Origin of the sequence: Hyalangium sp. (assembly GCF_035629615.1) — a bacterium.
GTDB lineage: Bacteria > Myxococcota > Myxococcia > Myxococcales > Myxococcaceae > Hyalangium.
The window spans coordinates 1-18859 of record NZ_DASPHO010000592.1; the positions used below are offsets into that span (position 1 = coordinate 1).

The 18859-nt window shown below is 67.9% G+C and carries 15 protein-coding genes and 1 pseudogene; 9 read left to right on the forward strand and 7 right to left on the reverse strand.

From position 1 onward, the window contains the following. The 3 genes from VD972_RS29825 to VD972_RS29835 form a co-directional block, all read right to left on the reverse strand. On the reverse strand, positions 1-647 hold a 647-nt coding region (locus VD972_RS29825), incomplete at its 3' end, for a protein kinase domain-containing protein (protein WP_324992161.1). A gap of 165 nt (positions 648-812) precedes the next feature. After that, positions 813-1556: an Imm52 family immunity protein gene (locus tag VD972_RS29830; protein ID WP_324992162.1), complete on the reverse strand. Its 744-nt coding sequence runs from the start codon at positions 1554-1556 to the stop codon at positions 813-815. A gap of 13 nt (positions 1557-1569) precedes the next feature. Further along, on the reverse strand, positions 1570-3132 hold the full coding sequence (locus VD972_RS29835) for a Tox-REase-5 domain-containing protein (RefSeq protein WP_324992163.1): 1563 nt from the start codon (positions 3130-3132) through the stop codon (positions 1570-1572). Between the two features lie 178 nt (positions 3133-3310). Here VD972_RS29835 and VD972_RS29840 point away from each other — a divergent pair, with 178 nt between their 5' ends. The 5 genes from VD972_RS29840 to VD972_RS29860 all read left to right on the forward strand — a co-directional run bounded on the left by VD972_RS29840 (position 3311) and on the right by VD972_RS29860 (position 12519). Continuing rightward, positions 3311-4915, forward strand: a complete 1605-nt coding sequence (locus VD972_RS29840; protein WP_324992164.1) for a calcium-binding protein — start codon at positions 3311-3313, stop codon at positions 4913-4915. Positions 4916-5097: 182 nt separating this feature from the next. Further along, positions 5098-6429, forward strand: coding sequence for a cell-cell cohesion MYXO-CTERM protein MtsC (gene mtsC / locus VD972_RS29845; protein ID WP_324992165.1), 1332 nt, complete (start codon positions 5098-5100; stop codon positions 6427-6429). Positions 6430-6467: 38 nt separating this feature from the next. Next, positions 6468-8432 carry a cell-cell cohesion protein MtsD gene (gene mtsD / locus VD972_RS29850; RefSeq protein ID WP_324992166.1) on the forward strand — a complete coding sequence of 655 codons (1965 nt, stop codon included), beginning with the start codon at positions 6468-6470 and terminating at the stop codon, positions 8430-8432. Further along, the gene (locus VD972_RS29855; RefSeq protein ID WP_324992167.1) at positions 8429-10210 is read left to right on the forward strand and encodes a VWA domain-containing protein; all 1782 of its coding nucleotides are present in this window, start codon (positions 8429-8431) and stop codon (positions 10208-10210) included. Before mtsD ends, VD972_RS29855 begins: the two co-directional genes overlap by 4 nt. Positions 10211-10221: 11 nt before the next feature. Beyond that, positions 10222-12519 carry a cell-cell cohesion protein MtsF gene (locus VD972_RS29860; protein WP_324992168.1) on the forward strand — a complete coding sequence of 766 codons (2298 nt, stop codon included), beginning with the start codon at positions 10222-10224 and terminating at the stop codon, positions 12517-12519. Positions 12520-12573: 54 nt separating this feature from the next. Here VD972_RS29860 and VD972_RS29865 read toward each other — a convergent pair whose 3' ends face one another. Further along, the gene (locus VD972_RS29865) at positions 12574-13023 is read right to left on the reverse strand and encodes a hypothetical protein (RefSeq protein ID WP_324992169.1); all 450 of its coding nucleotides are present in this window, start codon (positions 13021-13023) and stop codon (positions 12574-12576) included. A 29-nt stretch (positions 13024-13052) separates the two neighbouring features. Here VD972_RS29865 and VD972_RS29870 point away from each other — a divergent pair, with 29 nt between their 5' ends. Together VD972_RS29870 and VD972_RS29875 are read left to right on the forward strand one after the other, a co-directional pair. Beyond that, the gene (locus VD972_RS29870) at positions 13053-13574 is read left to right on the forward strand and encodes a hypothetical protein (RefSeq protein WP_324992170.1); all 522 of its coding nucleotides are present in this window, start codon (positions 13053-13055) and stop codon (positions 13572-13574) included. A gap of 55 nt (positions 13575-13629) precedes the next feature. Beyond that, positions 13630-13944 (forward strand): hypothetical protein, encoded by a 315-nt coding sequence (locus VD972_RS29875; protein WP_324992171.1) that lies wholly within the window; start codon positions 13630-13632, stop codon positions 13942-13944. Positions 13945-14056: 112 nt separating this feature from the next. On the opposite strand, the gene VD972_RS29880 is transcribed toward VD972_RS29875, so the two are convergent. The 3 genes from VD972_RS29880 to VD972_RS29890 form a co-directional block, all read right to left on the reverse strand. After that, the gene (locus tag VD972_RS29880) at positions 14057-14704 is read right to left on the reverse strand and encodes a hypothetical protein (RefSeq protein WP_324992172.1); all 648 of its coding nucleotides are present in this window, start codon (positions 14702-14704) and stop codon (positions 14057-14059) included. A gap of 240 nt (positions 14705-14944) precedes the next feature. Beyond that, the gene (locus VD972_RS29885; RefSeq protein ID WP_324992173.1) at positions 14945-16600 is read right to left on the reverse strand and encodes a GMC family oxidoreductase; all 1656 of its coding nucleotides are present in this window, start codon (positions 16598-16600) and stop codon (positions 14945-14947) included. Continuing rightward, positions 16597-17238 carry a gluconate 2-dehydrogenase subunit 3 family protein gene (locus VD972_RS29890; protein WP_324992174.1) on the reverse strand — a complete coding sequence of 214 codons (642 nt, stop codon included), beginning with the start codon at positions 17236-17238 and terminating at the stop codon, positions 16597-16599. The genes VD972_RS29885 and VD972_RS29890 overlap by 4 nt, the downstream gene beginning before the upstream one ends. Positions 17239-17327: 89 nt before the next feature. On the opposite strand from VD972_RS29890, the gene VD972_RS29895 reads away from it, so the two are divergent. Together VD972_RS29895 and VD972_RS29900 are read left to right on the forward strand one after the other, a co-directional pair. Continuing rightward, a complete protein-coding gene (locus VD972_RS29895; RefSeq protein WP_324992175.1) occupies positions 17328-18638 on the forward strand; it encodes a hypothetical protein in 1311 nt (436 codons plus the stop codon). 14 nt (positions 18639-18652) lie between these two features. After that, positions 18653-18859, forward strand: a pseudogene (locus VD972_RS29900) (hypothetical protein); the annotation flags it as partial.

Here is an 18859-nt window from a genome sequence, read left to right on the forward strand (position 1 = left end):
CGCTCCACGGGCTCTCCCCCGTCCGTGCACGGGGGCAGGTACACCCCCGTCACGCAGCGGTAGAGCACCACCCCCAGCGCATATAGGTCATCCGAGGGTTGGGCATGCCAGCGAGCCTCGGTGTCCTTGCGGAAGCGCCACATGAAAGCCTTCTGCTCCGGGGGCCGGTAGGCGCTGGTACCGGGGGGGGCGGGGGTGTCCGTGAGGGGGCGGGCGCCGGCGAACCAGCCTGAGCCCCAGTCCACCAGCACGGCCCTGCCCGCTGCGGTGACGCGGATGTTGTCTCCTTTCACGTCCCGGTGCACGGCCCCCCGGGCATGAGCAGCGGCCAGGGCGCCCGCGAGCTGGGAGAGCACCTGCAGCAGCTGGCGGGAGGAGCGTGGCTGCTCCCGGAACCAGTCGTACAGGGTGAGGCCCTCCACCCACTCCATGACGAGGTAGGGGTAGCGAAGGCCCGAGGGAGAAGTCCACAGGCCCTGGTCCTCGTAGCCAGGAATGGAGGGGTGCAGGCAGCGCTGAAGCAGCTCGGCCTCGCGTGGGAAGCGTGGGTCGTGCGGCGCCTTGGCCAGCTTGAGGGCTACCGGAGGAGCCTCAGGGTGTCCGGCGCGCTGCGCCCGGAACACCACGCCGAAGGTACCCGAGGCCAAGCGCTCGAGAATGAGCCAGGGGCCGATGGTGGTGCCGATGGCTGGGGCGTCGTCGAACAGGGGGGCCTCCAGGGAGGTAGGGCGCGAGCAACCCTACCCCGGAGGATAGGCTCCACGCCATACCCAGGACACCTCCCTGTGAATCGCCGTACTGGGCCGAGAGTCTCAGGAGAGGGGCTTCAACAGCCCTGCCTGGCGCAGCGTCTCATCGACGCGAGCCGCCAGCGCGACATGCTCGGGGTTGCTGACGGTGAAGCGCTCAGGGGTGAGGATGATGAGCGAGCCCTTGTCTTCCACGGGTTCGACTTGTACCGGGGGCGGCAGGGGCGGCAGCGGGCCGAGTTGGCGCGGGAAGTACATCACCCAACCGATGAACGTGCCCACGATGGCTCGCTCTGTCGACATCATCCGGTGGGTAGAAGAGGTGGCGACGCCCCATCCAGGCTCCCACGCTAGAACCATGGCACGCAGGATGTTCGCAAGCATCTGCGCCCGAACGACCTGCTCCATCGAATCTCCAGCGGAGGGCAGGTTGAGAACACAGGAGTTCCATATAGGCGATAGAGACTCCGCATAGCTCCCGCAGTGGATGGAGAGGCTGGCGAACTCGCGCTGACGCGTGCCTGGCCACTTTCCATTGTCCACGATGATGCGGAAACCCAGGTCCTCGATGATGCCCCCTTCGTCGTTGCGAGTTCTGCCCTGAGCGAACAGCTCTCGAAGAGAGGGAACATCCAGCGAGAGAGGCGTGGGGGCTTGTTTGCGCGAGCGAGGCGGTTTGAACCAGCGGCCAAAGAATGGGTCGCACATCGCCATGGCCTGGAAGAAGACTTGGGCACGGCGAGCGCAATCCTCAGCGGACTCCTGGCGGGGCCCCCAATATGCCGCAGCGTAATAGGTCTCAATCATCGGAAAATCTCCTCTACGGCACCGCTGGAGTATGGATGACCTGAATGTCACCGTAGCCGTTCTCTGCAAGCAGTTTACGAATGGCCTTGGCCGCCTTGGATTCCGCGACATGCCAGCGAATAGGGATGCCATGCGCCACGCGGCGCTGCCGGTCGGCGTTCTTGAGCATTTCTTGAGCGCCGGTATTCTCGAACCAGTCCTTGGGCTCCAGGGTGTCGAGGAACTTGTTGTCGTAGTTGGGGCCCTTGCCGTCCACGAGGTGGCCGTCCTTGAAGCCGTCGTAGTCGTACTTCTCTCCGGCGCGCTCGATTCTGTAGACCCAGCCCTCCGGAGCGCCTGAGACATGGCTCTGGTACTTGCGCGCCCCAGGCTTCATGCCCTCATTCTTGCGCACCCACTTGCCGGGCCCACCCACGGGTGGAGTCCACGGCATGGGCTTCGAGCCACTGCTGCCTCCGCCCGCGCCCCGAGCGGACATGTGGAGGATGACGACGGCCCCTGCGCCCGTGCTCACGGCCGTCACCAGGGCCTGGGAAGGAACAGCCACTCGGCTCACAGCCAGAGTCCCCCGGGCGGACAAGGTGAGCACGGGCAGGCCCAGCCTCCCCCAGCGGCCCGCCGCGGAGACCGCGCGAGCGCTGCCCGCGCCCGCCGTGCCGCAGGTGATGAGCACGTTGGTGAGCAGGCGTGACACATCGCGCACCTGCTCACCGCTGGGAATGGAGCGGAAGTGCTCCCAGTACTCGGGGGAGTGCTCGATGAGGGCACGTACCGCCGAAGGCAGCTGGGTCAGGCCCTCCAGGCTCTCGCGAGGGTGCATCACCAGGGAGACGATGCCAGTCACAGTGTCGGTGACGGCCCACCCGGCCCCCTCGACCGCGGGCCCGAGCACCCCGTCATCCGGAGCGAAGACCCCGGCGACACGTGCATCCGGGTGCCGAGTGAGCGAGCCGTCCACCGGGTAGAGGAAGCGCTTCTGCACCACCGTGTAGAAAGGCCCCACCTCGAAGCCCTCGGCGCGCAGGGCGCCGTCCTCCAGGCGTACCTTGTCGATGTACTGCAGGGCCTCGCCAGTGGTGGCGAGCACGAGGTAGCCATCCGGGCGCAGCACCAGCAGAGAGGCAAACCGGTGCATGCGCTCGTACAACTCCCGGCGCGAGACGGTCTCCTCGCCGTTGACGACTTCCCACAGCAGGTGAGAGGCCATGCGCCAGGGGCCGAAGTCCCGCATCTTCACGTCTGCCGACAGCAGCCAGGAGAGCAGCTCCAAGGCTTCGTCCGGAGTGATGCGGCGGCCATCCTTGGGGAGCGCATGAGGAGGGACTCCGGCGCGCACCATCAACCCCTGGAAATAATCCACATCGATGGCGGACGACCGAATGGGACCCAGCACGTCCCGGGAGTCGGAGGGTCTCCGGGGAGCGCCTCCGCGCCGGGATTCGAGCACAGAGGTGCTCGCGGGCGATGTGGCGCAGGAGGTGAGCCCCAGCACGATCAGGCCGAGCAGTCCCCTGGAAAGGGCACGCCACCACTGCTGTGCAGCGAGAGGAAGGGCAAACGAGGGCTTGAGAGCCATGGCCGATCCTCTTCCCGTCATGCGAGAGGAGACAAGGATCTGCGGGGCATGGCTGTAAGCCAGTGTAGGCGGGACAAAAAACACGCCCATCATCAGGAACCTCGAAGCGGATCCGCCGTGATCCAGGCGTAGGACCTTGAAAGTCTCCCAGGGCCTGCGGTCTACAATGGGGGGATTGATGAGCTCCCCCACGAAGTTGATCTGGCTCCTGGTCCCTCTGCTGCTCTTGTCGTGCTCCGACGCGGGCCTCTACGCGCTCGATGGGCGCGGGCCCAGCGGCAGGGACCGAGCGGACTTCTCCGGCGAGGTCTGCATCCCCCTGGCCAGCGGGGACGCCTTCCCCGTGAAGGTCGTCTTCGCCCTCGCGGGCGGGCAGGGCGTACCCTCGGAGCTGGTGGGCTACGCCACGGACGCGCTCGGCACGCTCAGCAGCCGCTTCTCCGGCCCCTTCATCAAGTTCTCCCTCATCGCCTTCCACACCGTGGCCACCGGCCTCCAGGGCAGCTTCGCGGACGCCTCCACCTTCCAGGCCGCGCTGCCGCGGTACGCCAGCTACCAGGAGACGGGGCCCATGAGCATCCGCTCCGCGCTGCGCCTCTCCAAGAGCATGCTCTCCGGCGACATGCAGACGTCCTGCCGCGGTGCCGTGGGGCGCAGCCGCTACCTCGTCGTGCTCGTCATCACCAACCCGGACCTCAGCTGTGACAACCCCGCCTTCAACGTGGGCATCGATGCGCGCTGCTCCGCGCTCACCCCCGTCTCGGGCGCTGCATCGTGCAGCCAGTGCGAGCTGACGGCCGTCACCGGCGAGCTCAAGGGCCTGGTCCAGCAGTTCGGCGCGGGCGAGGTGGTGGTGCAGCCCATCTACGTGCGCGAGGTGCCGGACGCCGTCACGCGCGATCAGGTGGCCGCCATCGCCAACGCCGGCGGCACCGAGGCCATCGAGACCGATCCCCAGGGCCTGCGAGACGCGCTCTCCAACATCAACTACGCCTCGCTCCAGACGTCGCTTGTCCTCAAGCGCTTCGTGGCCTTCAACCGCAACGTCCAGGTGCGCGACGGCCAGATCCTCGCCGACAGCGACGCCGACGGCGTGTCGGACATGGACGAGGTGGAGCTCGCCCTGGATCCGACCCAGCCGGACACGGACGGCGATGGCCTCATGGACGGCATCGAGCTGCGCATGGGCCTCAAGCCCCAGCCGGGCAACCTGGACATCATCAACGGGTGCAACGTCTCGCTGGACGAGGACGGGGACCGGCTCAACACCTGCGAGGAGCGCGTGCTCGGCACCGACCCGTGCATGGGCGACTCCGATGCGGACGGGCTGCCAGACATGGTGGAGGCGTTTGGCCGCACCAACCCGCTCGTCCCCGAGGACCTGCTGGACACCGACCGGGACGGCATCCCCAACATCCAGGAGGCGCTCGTCCGCGGCGATCCGCTCAGCGCCGACCTCGCCTTCCAGGCCGAGCGCGGCTACGGCTACTCGCTCGAGCTCACCGAGCCCACTCCGGATGGGCGCGCCTGCTACAAGGTGCGTGCGGAGAACATCACCGTGGTTCCCACCCAGGCGTACCCGCACCCGCTCTTCCCGGGCGTGACGATCCCCGCGGGCACCAACGACATCTACTTCTACATGCAGGTGGGCCGGGACAATGATCCCCGCGGTGCCGGCGTCGGCTCGCTCCACATCGAGTCTCTTCGCTACTCCGAGGAGACGGGCAAGACGCCCAGCGACACGGTCCGCTTCACCGCGGACAGCTTCATCCTCGGCACCTGAGGCGGAACCTGATCCGGATCTCAGGTGAGGGGTAGACCCCTCGATCGCACTGGGGTCTTCCCCCCACACCCTCCACTCCCCAGCCCGGGCCCTCTGTGCAAATCCCTGAATTTTCTGACGAACAGTGTCAACCGGTGAGCGGATCGGCTCTTGCTATGAGTGCGCCGTCGAAAGGAGTCGTCATGACGCGTATCCGTTTCGCCCAAATCGTTGCCCTCGGGGCCCTCTTTGCCCTCACTTCCCTGCCCGCGCAGGCCCAGACCAACTCTACGGACAACCCGGAGTGCCTTGGCAGCAGCTGCGGCCGGCCCGAGGAGGTGGGTGGAGGTTGTGGCTGCGGCTGTGGTTGCTCCGTGTGGGTGGCCTACACGGATGACGGCCTGACGCTGGCCTACACGGACGACGCGGACGGCGACGGCAAGGCGGACGATCGGGACAACTGCGCGTTTGCCTCCAACCGCGACCAGGCGGACACGGACGGCGACAGCGTGGGCAACGTCTGCGACAACTGCTCGGCGCTCTCCAACTTCCAGCAGCGCGACGCGGACGGCGATGGCGTGGGCGATGACTGCGATCCCGACGCGGACAACGACACCGTCGCCAACGCCCAGGACAACTGCGCGCTCGTCCCCAACCAGGACCAGAGCAACCTGGATGGTGATGCTCAAGGCAATGTCTGTGACCTGGACGACGACAATGACGGCCACGCGGACGGAGAGGACACCTGCCCCCGCGTCGCCAACCCGACCCAGGAGCTGCCCGCGGACGCCAGCCAGTGCCGCGTGGACGCGGACGGCGACAACGTCTCCGACAACGGCGACAACTGCCCGGCCCTCGCCAACCCGAGCCAGGCGGACAAGGACCAGGACAACCTGGGTGACGCGTGCGATCCGGACATCGACGACGACGGCGTGCTGAACAAGGGCGCGGACGGCAAGGCGCTCGACAACTGCCCGTCCATCGCCAACCGCGACCAGCTGGACGACGACGGTGACTCCGTGGGCGACGCCTGCGACACCAAGTACTGCGTCGTCGTGGATGCGAGCAACCCGGATGACTGCCTGGATCCGAAGGGCCCGTTCACCATCTCTGGCGGTGGCAAGATGAGCCTGAAGGCCGGTGTCCCGGTGGAGCTGCCGCTGTTCGCCAACCGCAACGGCGCCGCCATCGAGTACACGTGGACGGTGAAGGCGCGTCCCGCCGGCTCCAAGGCCGTGGTGGAGAACCCGCAGGGCGCCGTGGCGATGAGCCGTCACTGGCAGTACGCCTATGTGGCGGACAACAAGCCCCTGTTCACTCCGGACGCGGACGGCGAGTACGACATCCAGGTCCAGGCGCGGCTGGCCTTCGCGGACCGGGCGTACCCGGAGCAGCGTGACTCCGTCTCCAGCCTCAAGCTGGATGTGGGCAACGGCAACGCGAGCAGCTGCGCTGCGCTGCCCGGCCCTGTGGGCGGCATGGCGCTGGGCGCCGCGCTGCTCGGCCTGCTGCTGCGCCGCCGTCGCACGGAGTAGACTCTCACCCTCATACGTTGCACAGGAGGCCCGTTACCATGCACCTGAACCCCCGGATGCTGATGGCTGCGGGCCTCCTGGCCGCGTCACTGCTGTCCTGTACCGACACCCTGGTGGAGCCGCTCACCCAGGAGCAGACGCTGGCGGATGATCGGCTCACCCTCACGGGCCGCATCTGCACGGCACCCGCCAACCCCTCCGGCTTCCCGGTGAAGGTGGTGCTCGTCATCGACCAGTCCGGCAGCATGTGCGTGTCGGATCCTCCCGGCGCGCAGACGGGCAGCGGCTTCTGCCAGCAGGTGGAAGTCGTGGTGCCCCCGGGCGTCACCGAGCCGGCGCGCGTGCGAGCCCTGCGGCGGCTGGTGGATCAGTTCCGCGAGCAGCCCAACGTGCAGATGTCCGTGGTGCCCTTCGAGACCAACGTGAAGAACGTGTGGCCCCCCGCCGCCACGGGCGACCGCTTCGCCCGGCCGGACACGACGCTGGACACGTACATCGGCGGCCTGCAGAGCCAGCTCGGCAAGGGCACCGACTACCAGGGTGCCGTCAGCTACGCCTACAGCCTCATCGCCAGCGACATCACCGCGCTGTCTCAGAGCAACCCAGAGGTGCTGCCCCGCACCCGCTACGTGGTGGTCTTCCTCACGGATGGCACCCCGTACCCGCGCTGCTCGGCCAACGACAACCTCTCCGTCTATGCCACGCCGGACAACCCGGACCTGACGTGGGAGGACTCCTCCAGCGCGGTGGAGTTCTGCAACCTGCTGGATCCGGACTCGCCCGATAGCATCGACGGCTTCGATCCCGGCACGGACCGCAACCAGAACTACCAGCTCTTCAGCTACGTGCGCCGGCTGATGGAGCTGAAGGATCAGCACAACGTGGGCGACATCCGCATGCACACCGTCCTGCTCTTCAACCAGGAGGCGGTGCGCCGCTGTGGCCCCATCTGCCAGGATCTCTACGGCACCTACCCGGGCGTGGCGCCGGCCGAGTACCCGCAGGCCGCCAAGCGGATTGCCTCGTGGCTCTTGCAGCGCTTCGCGGAGATCGGCAACGGCGTGTACCAGGAGTTCAATGACACCGGGCAGATCAACAACATGGGCCTGGGTGCGCTGGACTACTCGTCCTTCGCCTCGCGCAACGTCATCAAGACGTTGATGGTGCAGTCGCTCAGCTCCGTCCCCGGGGAGCGCGGGCGCGAGGTGGACACGGACGGCGACGGGCTCCCGGACACCGTGGACAACACCTTCACCCTGCAGACCAACTCCTATATTCCGGACAGCGATGGAGACTGCCTGGATGATGGCTTCGAGGCGCGCCGAGGGGACCAGGGCTTCAAGCCCGGCAACGATCTGGACGCGCGCGGGTGCGATCCGAGCTCGCCGCTGACGCAGGGCTGCATCTGCCGCGACACGGACGGCGACGGCCTGTCCCAGTTCACCGAGGCTTACATGCAGACACGCGCCGGCATCGTCGACAGCGACGGCGATGGCGTGCCGGATGCCATGGAGGTCCGCTACGGGCTGGATCCTCGCACGCCGAACGTGGCGGGCATCGACACGGACGGGGACAGCCTCCCGGACGACGACGAGCTGCGCGCCGGCAGCGATCCCACGCGGCGGGACCAGGCCTTCTACGAGCGCTATGGCTACCAGTACTCGGTGACGGTCGCCGAGAAGCGGACCAACGGCAGCACCTGCTACGACTTCACCGTGTCCAACCTGCAGATGGTGACGCCGCCCAACCGCTCGGGCGTGCAGCAGGGCTACAACCTCTTCAAGGTCTGGTTTGCCGAGGCTCCTGAGAGCGGTGTGTCCACCGACTATGGCGTGTGGCGCACGGCGTGTGCGTGGTCCCAGTACGCGCCGCCCAGCCTGCGCGTCCCGCTGGGGCCCGAGCTGACCCTGGAGAACGGCGACTTCCGCACGCCCCCGAATCTCGATACAACGAACGAATACCTGCAGCGTTGCGTAGGTGATGCACCGGGGACCGCGCCGTGACGGGAAGAGCAGGGCTCGCAGTCGCACTGGTGGTGGGGACGCTGGCGATCATCGCCGCCTGCTCGGACGCCTACCTCTATGACGAGCGGCGGGACGAGCAGGTCCCGGTGGACCGCGCGGTCGCCTTCGAGGGCAGCTTCTGTACGGTGGGCACCAACGAGGTGGTGCGCCCCATCAAGATCGTCGTCGCCCTGGACGCCAGTCAGTCCATGAACGTGACGGATCCCGATGGCACGCGTGCCACCGCGCTCATCGAGCTGCTCGACAACCTGCCCACTGATCCGGAGGTCTACATCGCGATCGTGCTCTTCGCGGGCAGCACCACGGCGTTCCTCACCCAGGACGCGAACGGGCAGGACGGCTTCGCGCAGGTGGCCAGCATCACGGACGCCCAGAAGCAGAACCTGACGCGGACGCTGCTCAACTTCCGCAACCCCGACAACGCGCCGAACCGGGACTCGACGGACTTCGTCAAGCCGCTGTCGGACATCTACTCGCTCATCAACGCGGACATCGCCCGGAGCCGGGCCGCACCGGGAGGAGCCCAGGCGCTGGCCCAGGCGCGCTACAACCTCATCTTCCTGTCAGACGGCCACCCCACCAACAACCAGGACGACGAGCTGCTGCGCGGTGATGCGGTGGTGCGCATCCGCCAGCTGAGGGATCTGGTGGAGGATGTGCGCGTCAACACGGTGCATGTCTTCAACCCCTCGCAGCCGGTCAGCTCGATCTGCGACTTGTCAGGGGATGGCGGCTGTCCGCTGCTCATCATCAACCAGGACGCGGATCGCCTGGAGAAGATGTCGCAGCTGGGCGGTGGCAACTTCCGGGACTTCCGCAACAACGAGCCCATCAACTTCCTGGACTTCAGCTTCGGCCAGGTGCGCCGCGCCTTCATCGTCAAGGAGCTGATCGCCTCCAACTTCAGCGCGCCACCCGGCAGCCCGGTGGACGTGGCGGACACGGACGGGGACGGCCTCATGGATGAGGAGGAGGCGGAGGAGGGCACCAACCCCAACAAGGTGGACACGGACGGGGACGGCTTCAGCGACGGCGTGGAGGTGCGCTTCTCCCGGCAGGGCGTGGACTTCGATCCCACGCAGACGGCGCTGCCGGACGGAGGAGGCCTGGATCCGGGCTGCCCGCCGAACCTGCGCGCGATCGACGACGACTGTGACGGGCTGCTGGACTGCGACGAGCAGTTCATCGGCACCAACGCGAAGATCGTCGACAGCGATCGGGACGGCGTGCCGGACGGCGTGGAGTGGCGCGGCGGCACCCAGGGCTCGAGCAACGATCTGGACGAGGATCCGGACAATGACGGGCTCACCAGCCGCGCCGAGCTGCGCCTGCACACGCACCCGGTGGAGGTGGACACCGCGCACCTCTCCGTGGAGGGCTACCGCTACGCCATGGAGGCCTTTGGGCCGACAGACGAGTTCGGCCGCCAGTGCTACACCTTCCGCGTGGACAACGTGCTGCTGGCCCCCACGCTGCTGGAGGTGACCGACGCGGGCGTGGACGCGGGCGTGGGCATCCCCACGGACGGTGGCCTGCCGGTGGTGCGCGGCGCGGGCTACAACGATCTCTGGCTCTCCGTGGCGATGATCCCCGCGGACGATCCCACGGCCCGCACCATCACCCGCTTCTACCGCTACGACGCCGCGCGCTATCCCATCGGTGGCATCAAGTCTCCCGTGGATGGCGTCATCCGCGTCACTCCGGAAGACTTCGTCTCCACGTGCCCTGGCCGAATCGAAGCGCCTCAGAACCCCTGAGCCCACCGCCCATGTCCAAACTCGCCCGCCTGCTGCCGCTCGCGTCCCTCCTGCTGCTCTCCGCCTGCCCGGGGGAGGGCCCCCCTGACGACCCGGATGGGGGGATCGTGGACCGTCCGGATCCGTGCAACAGCCGGGAGGACGCGCTCACCAAGCCCGAGTGCGAGCTGACGCTGGGCCAGCAGGTGGAGGACTACATCTCCTTCGCCGCGGATGCGGCGCACCCCACCTCGGATCAGGACTGGTTCAGCGTGCGCGTCCCCGCCACCGCCAACGCGCGCACGCTGCTGCGCATCAACGCGGGCTACCTGTCGCAGAGCACCGCGGTGAACCTGGCCGTGGGCTTGCTGCGCGAGGACGGCCAGGTGTCGCTGGCGCGCAAGGTGGACAACCACGGGCAAGGCTCCCCCAGGCCCATCGAGATCATCCTCCCTTTCACCGAGCCCAATGCGCGGCTGCTGCTGCTGGTGGCGGACGAGCCCACCATCCCCAGCCGCCCCCAGTTCGATGCGAAAGCGCCGTACTTCTTGAAGGTGGAGGTGCTGGAGAACCCGGACGCCAACGAGCCCAACGACTCGCCGCAGCAGGCCACGGCCCTCAACCTCCAGGCGCAGGGCCCCGTGCAGGTGGCCACCATCAGCGGCCACCTGGCCACCACGGATGACGTGGATCGGTTCAGCTTCAACGTGCCCGCCAACAAGGTGGCGTACGTGCGGCTGTACGCGCAGGAGCTGCGGCCGGCGCCGGCCTACCGGCTCTCCTACACGCTGGTGCGCCCGGACGGCACGGCCGAGGCCGAGGGCCGTGTGGCCAACGCCACCATCGCCGCGGATCTGGCCACCGCGCGCCGGGTGAAGACCGCCGGCACGTGGACGGTGGTGGTGCAGGGCTACAAGCCCGCCGGCGACACCAACCCCGTGCCGGGAGATCTGCGGCAGCAGTACACCGTCGAGGTCCGCGTCATGGACGAGCAGGACGCGCAGGATCTCAACGGGGACAACGACATCATCGACCGCGCGCTGGTGCGGACGATCGGCGCCGCGCCGGGCAGCTCCACCACCTTCAATGGTCGCATCGGTTCCGTGCCGGATGCGGACTGGTACGGAGTGGACGTGCCGGCCTCGTCTCAGCCCACGGTGCTGCACTTCCGGGTGAACCCGGGAGCGGGGGGTGGCCGGTTCCCGCCGCTGCCCGGCTTCGTGGATCGCCAGGTGCGCGCATTCACCCTGGTGACGCAGGGCGCGACGGTGTCGGACTGGCGGCTGGCCTGCATCACGGACGTGGCGGCCTGCCCCAAGGGGTACGCGGAGGTGCCCTCGGCACAGACGCTGGTGGAGTCCTACTGCAACCACTCGAGCACGCCCCTGTGCCTCCGCGCCACGCGCGAGGAGGAGCCGCAGGGCTTCGCCAACCTGCGCAACTTCGAGGGCGCCATCTCCGTGCCGCCGCACACCGGAAACCTGCGCTACTTCTTCGTCGTCCAGGACGACGGCAACAACTGGGCAGATGACAAGGACTACAGCCTGCAGGTGTCCTGGCAGGATGACACGGATGACGCCTCCCGCTACTCCGGGGGGGTGGAGCAGGCCACTGCGCTGGCGCTGGCGAATGACTCCACCGGGAGCACCTTCCCCGCGCCCCCCGCTGGGGCCACCGCGCTCAACGGCCAGCTCACCCATGGCTTCAGCCGCCTGCTGCCCGACGACCGTGACACCGGCAAGGGCGTCCGCGGGCCTGGGGACTATGACGCCGTCCCCTCGGACGTGGACAGCTACATCCTGAACATCCCCGCCGGGCTGACGGAGCCCCTGGATCGCACCTGGGAGCTCCAGTGGACGGTGCAGAACCTGCTGGACGGAGGGATGCCGCACGGGCTCGCGCTGGATCTGACGTTCTGCGACGGGAACCAGGCGGATGCGGGCGTGCCGTGCACGCCGGTGAAGACGGGCAGCCGGGGAGCGCCGCTGACGCTCTCCTACCGCAGCGATCCGCTGCGCGCCTGGCACACGCCCAGCGGCAGCTTCAGCGGGCTGCAGCCGCTCTACTCCAAGCAGGTGTCGGGGGGATCCACCGTCTTCACCGTGCTGCCCTACGCCTGCTCCTGCCTGGAGCCGCGCTTCGTCCGCGGTGGCACCGTCCGCGTGGACGTCTCCGCCACCGACCGCGACTCCTACGAGCGCGTGAACTACTCGGTGCGCACCGCCTACACGAGCTACCCGAGGAGCTACGGCTCGGACGGTGGCACTCTGCAGTGCCCCGCACCGCCGACGGACGGAGGCCCGGGCTGCCGGTTCACTCTTCAGCCGTGACCGGGGAGAGGGCGGGCCGGGAGGGGCTCGCTCTCTCTCCGGGAGCGGCAGGGCCTATGGCGCGGGCGGCGCCGGCACGCCCTTGGCGACCAGCGAGATCTCCTTCTCCGCCGCGTCCTTGGAGTTGGACTTGATGGTGAGCTTGCCGGTGTAGTCCTTGGCTTGGGAGGGCTTGAACTGGACCTGGATGTAGGCGCGCTTCAGGCTCTCGAGCCGCACCGGCGAGCCCGGGGCGAGCCCCTCGGGAAGCGTGACGATGAACTCGCTGGGGCCCGTCTTGACGACGTCGGTGATCTCCAGCGGCGCGTCTCCCCGGTTCTCGATCATCAGGGTGTTGAAGGTGGAGGCACCCACGTAGGTGCCGCTCCCGTACTCGGTGTCGAACTGCAGCGCGGTCCGATCGTTGAAGAGGAAGGGCCCCTTCTCCAGTTTGATCTCATCCCCCTCTCCACAACTGGCCAGGGCCAGGAGGATGATGGGGAACCACAAGGTCTTCAGTCGCATCGTCGTTCACTCCTGTGAGGGGTCAGAAGATGGTTGTGTTTGTAACAGTGTTCGCCAGGAGCACCCAAGCAGTCCTGATCACATTGCTGGCGCTGGTGCCGGCGCTGGTGCTGGGCACAGGGTGCGGGGGAGGGCGCGCCGACTTCATCGGCAGCCGAGCCAAGGATGTGTGCGACGCGGAGTGGCCGGTGTGCAGCAAGGTGGCCGGCTGCATCCTGGGCATGGAGAGCTACACGGAGGGCCGCCTGCCGGGGAAGGGGCAGTTCATCGTCCAGCTCCAGGAGGCCTCCACGGTGCGGGTGCGCTTCTTCCTGGAGGAGGTGACCGCGGCGGGGGAGGAGACGGTGGTCACCTTCCACGAAGAGGGCTGCCGGGCGCGCAACCGCGAAGTCGTCACCGGGCGCACCGCCCTGGACTCGGCGGAGAAGTTCGGCGAGTTCAGCCGCGAGGTGAGCCTGACGGGGGTAGGCGATCACCTGGTGGAGTTCGAGTCGGACATGCAGGCCCGGTATGTCCTGAAGGTGGAAGTGGAGCCGCTGCGCAACCGCTGAGCGGACAGAATGCGGTAGGTTCTGATATGAAGGACCCACTCACACGGGCACCGACATGGCACAGGATCTGAACACCCTGCTCAAGAGGCTCGAAGCGCTGAACCGCGCTGCAAAGGAGCCGGGAAAGCTGACGCGCGAGCAGCTCGATGCCCAGGTGAAGGAGATCACCCTGGGCGTGAAGGAGGCCCTGTTGGAGCTTGGCAAGAGTCTCCCGCCCGAGCTCGCCGGGGCGTCGGGGATGCTCGTGGAGGTCTTCAAGACGCAGCTGGGCGCGATCTTCCAGCAGAGCGGCATGGGCGAGCAGAGCGAGGAGATGAAGAAGCTCTCCGACGAGCTGGAGCTCATCAAGCGCAGCTACATCCGGAGCTGAGCGTCTCTCGGAGCGGAGCGCCTCTCGCGGTGGGGCGCTTGGACTCCAGACGCACGACGGCCCACCAACCGGAAGGCTGGTGGGCCGTGTGATTTCAGCGTGAAGCGTCGGCTCAGACCGCCGTCGGGGCCGGGGGCACGATGCCCGTGTTGCCGGCCGGGGGCACGATGCCCGGGTTCTGGTTGCCGCCCTGCTGCTGCAGCTGGGTCTGGAGCTGCTGGAGCTGCTCCACGAACTCCTTCAGGACCTTCAGGAGCTGGCTGATGGGATCATTGGCCTCCTCACCCTCGGCAGGAGCCGCCGACTGAGCGCCCTCGGCGCCACCGGCACCACCCGCGCCCTCGCCGCCCTTCGCGCCCTCGGCGCCACCGGCACCCTCGCCGCCCTTCGCGCCGCCCGCGCCGCCCGCGCCCTCGGCGCCACCGGCCTTCTCGCCGCCCTTCGCGCCCTTCTTGCCGAGCAGCTCCTCGAGCGCCTCGACGAACTTCTTCAGGCCCTCGACCAGCTTCTTGATGGAGTCCTCAGAGGTGGCCTCGCCGCCCTCGGCCTTGCCGGCCTTCTCGGACTTGCCCTTGCCCTGCACGCTGTCAAAGCCGCTCTCACCGAGGAGCTGACGAACGATCGGGTTGTTCTTCAGGCCATCCAGGGCGCCCTTGAGCTGCTCAACGGCCTTGCCCACCTCGGCGGGCGCCTTGACGCCAGCGCTGGGGAGAGAAGTGATGCCAAAACCGCCAGTGGGACCCTTGGTAGCGCCGATCATGGAAAGCTCCTGTGCTGAAGTAGTGTGGGGGGAGTGGATGGGGGCCGAAATGCAACCTCCGAAGCTGTTCTCGTACATGGGGGGATGCTGGTTGCTTCAAGGCCTACACTTTTTCTTCAGGAGGCCAAGAAGCGCTGTGATCACCCAGACTTGGCCGTGATCACGCGATCAGAATCAGCGCCGAAGCACCGGAAATTCCTCGGAAATTCTCTGCAATTCCAGTGAAAAACCACAGTCCGGCTATCCTTTCTTGAGCTTTCGGACGAGGTTCTGGGCCACGCGGAAGCTGTTGGCGGCGATCGTCAGGGTGGAGGGGACGCTGCCGGCGCTGGGCATGAAGCTGCCGTCCACCACATAGAGGTTGGGCACCTCGTGGGCGCGGCAGTCCTTGTCGAGCACGGAGGTGGCCGGATCCGCTCCGAAGCGGCAGGTGCCGTGCTGGAGGATGGTCGTCTCTCCGGCGATGCCCACCCGCTGCATGTCATCCGGATCCAGCCGCAGGAGCACCTCCTCGCCCCGCTCCACGAGGAAGCGCGTGGCGGCGAAGTCCATGGGGTGCCGGTCCATCGTGATGGCGGCCACGGGCAGGCCGTACTTGTCCTTCACGCTGGGCTCCACCGTCACGTAGGTCCCCGGGGTGGCGAGGAACTCGCCGTACACCTCGAACTGGAGGATGCGCGAGTCCCGGTACGCCCGCATCCGCTCCTTGAGCTCCTTGCCGAACACGCCGTTCTTGCCCGTGCCGGCCAGGCCCACCGCCGCGAAGATGGGGTTGGGGTGCGTCCACATGAAGCCCAGCGTCCCGCCCTTGCGGAAGCCGAAGCGCTCATCCGGCATCAGGTAGAAGTCCTGGAGGCTGCGGTTGACGAACGGGTCCGGCGCCGCCAGCCAGGGCCGGGCCGCCTTCTGCTTGGAGAGCCGGAAGGTGGCGCGCGCCTCGCCGAAGGAGCTGAACATGAGGTTGCGCCCCACCAGCCCGCTGCCGTTGGCCAGCCCCTTCGAGAAGCGGGAAGAAGTCGAGTTGAGCAGCAGCCGCGCGCTCTCCACCGCCGTGCAGGACACGACGATGACCTTGGCCGGCTGCTCCTGCTCCACGCCGTCCGGATCCAGGTAGACGACGCTCCTGGCGCGCCCCTCCTTGTCCACCTCGATGGAGCGCGCCATGCACCTGGGGCGCAGCTCCACGTTGCCGGTGGCCAGCGCCGCGGGGATGAGGCTGGCGTTGGTGCCGCTCTTGGCGCCCATCTCGCAGCCGTAGCTGCCGCACAGCGCGCAGTACGTGCACCCCGAGCGCCCCTTGTACGGCTTGCTGATGATGCCGCGCGCGGTGGGGAGCGAGTGCCACTTCATCTCCTGGCACACCCGATCGATCTCCTTCGCGATCGGGTGCACGTCCAGGGGGGGCAGCGGGTAGGGAGCGCTGCGGGGCTCGGCGAAGGGGTGGGGCAGGGCCTCGCCCGAGACGCCCAGCTCCGCCTCGGCCTTGTCATAGAAGGGGGCGAGCTCCTCATAGGAGATGGGCCAGTCCGCCAGGTTGGCGCCCTTGACGTTGCCGAGGGTGGAGCGCAGGCGGAAGTCCACCGGCTTGAGCCGGTAGAAGTAGCCGCTCATGTGCACCGTGCCGCCGCCCACGCAGTTGGCTGTCCACGCGGTGTTGCTCCGCTCGTAGCGGCCGGTGGGGCCCCTGCGCACCAGGTGGGGCTCCTCCCAGGGCAGCGGCATGAAGAAGTTGCGGCGGCTGTTGAGGATCTCGTCGTGGACGAAGTCCTTGGGGTGGTAGTGCGCGCCCTTCTCCAGCACCACCACCTTGAAGCCCGCGCGGCCCAGCTCCAGCGCCATGGGCGCACCGCCCGCTCCGCTGCCGATGATGCAGATGTCGACGGGATCCTTCGTCATCGGTGGTCTCCGCACTCGCGCAGGCACTTGGGCCCGTCGTAGCCCTCGGGTGGGGCCATGGCCACCGTGCCCACCGTGTCGAACCCCACCAGGCGCCAGCCGGCCCGGTCCTTGTTGCCGCCGTAGGACGGGTCTCCCAGGAAGCCCTCCAGCGTCAGCACCACCAGCAGCTCGTAGAAGTGCGCCTCGCCCGTGCCGCTCCCGCTGTCCTTGAAGAGGGTGAGCAGCTCGTCCTGCTGCTCGGGGGCGGCCTCGACGAAGCCCTTCTGGAACATGCTCCGCGAGCGCCGCTCCAGCGCCGACAGGCCTTGGAGGAAGTCCGACTTCATCTGCTTCAGCTCCGGCGTCTGCAGCATCCGGTCGAGGTAGGCGGGCACGTTCGTGTCCTTGGCGCCGGGATCCTCATCGCGCGGGAGGATGCGCTCACAGGCGGCGGCCACGGTGGCGAGCTCCAGGGCGCTGAACGTCCCATGCGCCGAGCTTCCCAAGGGGAGCGGCGCCGCCGGCTTGGGTGCCTCCTCCGCGGGGCGCTTGCAGGCCGCCGAGCCGAGCAGCACCACGCCGCCGCCGAAGAAGGTGAGCCGCTGGATGAAGGAGCGCCGGGAGAGACGGCCGGAGGAGGAACGCTTGCGGGCCATAGGGGCGCAAGCCTAGCTGGACGACCGCCCCTGAAGCCACGGGCTGGCATAGGATGGGACCTCTTAGGGCCGGTTACGAAGGAGATCTCATGAGACGGCAATGCCTGGCACTGTGCCTCACGCTCGCTCTGGCGGCTTGCAAGGGAGGGGAGGATCCCACCCCAGATGGGGGCACCAAGCCCGATGGGGGCTCGAACGAGGGCTCGACCTTCACGCGGCTCACGCTCGATGGGACATCCAATGATCTCCATCCGCTGGCGCTCGCGGTGGGGCCAGGGGACGTGATCGGCGTGGCGTACTTCTTCCGGGTCACTCCTACCTCCGAGGACTATGAGATCCGCTACATCCAGATCGATGGCGGCCAGGTCTCTCCGGCGGAGACGATCGCCACGGTGCAGCTCGTCCAAGGGCTCTCCGTTGCATTCGACTCGAGCGGCCGGCCGGCGGTGGCCTATCTCGGCGGCGGCAGCGACGACTCTGTCGAGTGGGTCCAGAGCGACACGGCGGTGTCCTTCCGCAGCGGCTCCGGCCAGTGGACGGAGAGCGTAGCGGTGCGCAGGGGCAATGAGGTGATTGCTGGCAATGCGGTGAGCGACAGTGGCTTCCTGGTGGGGATCAACCCCGCCATCGTCTTCAATGGCACGCAGGCCTTCGTGGCCTACCGGGATTGTCACCAGGGTCAGTTCCCGCAGCAGGACTGGGCCGGCAGTGATCTAGAGGTCGCCGTCGGAGGGGCCGGGAGCTGGACGCCGCGCATGGTGGCGGCGGGCGGTGACAACAAGCAGGCGTACGGCGGCCACATCTCCATGGTCATGGCCAACGGGCAGCCGGCGCTGGTGCACGACCAGGTGTTCGGCAGCGCGGACGGCACCGGCATGAACGTCCTCTTCCAGCGCAGGAACATGAACGGCACATGGACGCCCGCCTTGAGGGTGCAGACGGTGGCCAACACCCAGAAGGGCGCGTCGCTGGCGTGGGATCCGGTGCTTGGCTACGGCATCGCCGTGGTGGAGCGCTCTGACAGCAAGCTCACCTTCACCGAGTGCAAGGGGACCTCGGTGACCCAGTGCTCCGCGGCCGCGGACTGGCTCCAGCCGGATCCTGTCTTCCAGTCGGGCTCAGGCGGCTGGTTCCCCTCGCTCGCCATCGATCCGAAGACGCATGAGCCGTCCATCGCCTTCTACATCTGCTCCAACGTCGCGGGCGTCAACGAGGGGGGCTGCAACGCGAACGACGACGAGCTGCGCGTCGCCACCCGCATCGAGGGCAACTGGCGGGAGGCGCTGGTGGACATCGAGGGTGGCTGGACGCCGAAGATGGCTTACCTCTCCACGGGCCAGCGAGTCATTGCCTACCGGTCGCCGAGCAACGGCTCGGTGAAGCTCGCGGTGGAGCAATGAAGGAGAAGAGACTCATGCTGAGGATGTGGAGGGGCGCCGGGCTGCTGGCGGGGTTGGGGCTGCTGGGCTGTGGCGGCCCCAACTCGCTGTCGGGCAGCGTGGACGAGCTTTTCTCGCTGGAGGTGTCGCGCGTGGAGGTGCTGCGCAACGCCGAGGCGCTCCAGGTAAGCTACTACCGCAACAACGGCCTGGATGTGGACCTGGTGGCGCGCCTCACGGTG

What these genes read in the sequence shown, in the direction of transcription:
- VD972_RS29830 (WP_324992162.1), bottom strand. Translation starts at nt 1,556, where the DNA reads ATGATTGAGACCTATTACGCTGCGGCATATTGGGGGCCCCGCCAGGAG.
- VD972_RS29835 (WP_324992163.1), bottom strand. Translation starts at nt 3,132, where the DNA reads ATGGCTCTCAAGCCCTCGTTTGCCCTTCCTCTCGCTGCACAGCAGTGG.
- VD972_RS29840 (WP_324992164.1), top strand. Translation starts at nt 3,311, where the DNA reads ATGAGCTCCCCCACGAAGTTGATCTGGCTCCTGGTCCCTCTGCTGCTC.
- mtsC (WP_324992165.1), top strand. Translation starts at nt 5,098, where the DNA reads ATGACGCGTATCCGTTTCGCCCAAATCGTTGCCCTCGGGGCCCTCTTT.
- mtsD (WP_324992166.1), top strand. Translation starts at nt 6,468, where the DNA reads ATGCACCTGAACCCCCGGATGCTGATGGCTGCGGGCCTCCTGGCCGCG.
- VD972_RS29860 (WP_324992168.1), top strand. Translation starts at nt 10,222, where the DNA reads ATGTCCAAACTCGCCCGCCTGCTGCCGCTCGCGTCCCTCCTGCTGCTC.
- VD972_RS29865 (WP_324992169.1), bottom strand. Translation starts at nt 13,023, where the DNA reads ATGCGACTGAAGACCTTGTGGTTCCCCATCATCCTCCTGGCCCTGGCC.
- VD972_RS29870 (WP_324992170.1), top strand. Translation starts at nt 13,053, where the DNA reads ATGGTTGTGTTTGTAACAGTGTTCGCCAGGAGCACCCAAGCAGTCCTG.
- VD972_RS29875 (WP_324992171.1), top strand. Translation starts at nt 13,630, where the DNA reads ATGGCACAGGATCTGAACACCCTGCTCAAGAGGCTCGAAGCGCTGAAC.
- VD972_RS29880 (WP_324992172.1), bottom strand. Translation starts at nt 14,704, where the DNA reads ATGATCGGCGCTACCAAGGGTCCCACTGGCGGTTTTGGCATCACTTCT.
- VD972_RS29885 (WP_324992173.1), bottom strand. Translation starts at nt 16,600, where the DNA reads ATGACGAAGGATCCCGTCGACATCTGCATCATCGGCAGCGGAGCGGGC.
- VD972_RS29890 (WP_324992174.1), bottom strand. Translation starts at nt 17,238, where the DNA reads ATGGCCCGCAAGCGTTCCTCCTCCGGCCGTCTCTCCCGGCGCTCCTTC.
- VD972_RS29895 (WP_324992175.1), top strand. Translation starts at nt 17,328, where the DNA reads ATGAGACGGCAATGCCTGGCACTGTGCCTCACGCTCGCTCTGGCGGCT.